This is a genomic window from Neptunomonas phycophila (assembly GCF_001922575.1).
Lineage (GTDB): Bacteria > Pseudomonadota > Gammaproteobacteria > Pseudomonadales > Balneatricaceae > Neptunomonas > Neptunomonas phycophila.
This window is the reverse complement of sequence record NZ_MRCI01000019.1, coordinates 1-579: the sequence shown is the minus strand read 5'-3', so window position 1 is coordinate 579 and position 579 is coordinate 1. Positions and strand designations below refer to the sequence as shown.

Sequence of the window (579 nt, the reverse complement as noted above, 5' to 3'; positions counted from 1 at the left end):
CTTACACGCCTAATGCGAACTTCACTGGCTCCGATACCATTACTTATACAGTGAGCGATGGTAACGGCGGTACCTCAACGGCTACCGTAGCGGTGACCATTAATGCGGTGAATGACAACCCCACCACCGCGGGCGAATCAGCAACTACGGATGAAGATACGCCAGTCACTGTGGATGTATTAGCCAATGACTCCGATGCTGAGGGCGATACGCTCACAGTAGACTCTGCTACAGCTGGTAACGGCACCGTCGCGATCAACCCTGATGGCACCATCACTTATACACCAAACGCCGATTTTAATGGCTCAGATACCATCACCTATACCGTGAGCGATGGTAACAGCGGTACCTCAACGGCTACCGTAGCTGTCACGGTCAATCCAATCAACGATAACCCAAATGCTGTTAATGATTCGGCGTCTACCAACGAAAACACACCGGCAATTATCACTGTACTGGACAATGACACCGATTCTGATGGCGATTCCCTTTCTGTCAGTAGCGCTAGTGCTGCTAACGGAACCGTATCCATCAACCCAGACGGAACGCTAACCTACATTCCTAACCTTGGATTTAACG

Annotated in this window: 1 protein-coding gene; it reads left to right on the top strand. The window is 50.4% G+C overall.

Annotated features, from left to right (window positions below):
* Positions 1 to 579 (top strand): Ig-like domain-containing protein (locus tag BS617_RS18135; protein WP_139303248.1); only part of this gene is annotated, 579 nt, incomplete at both ends.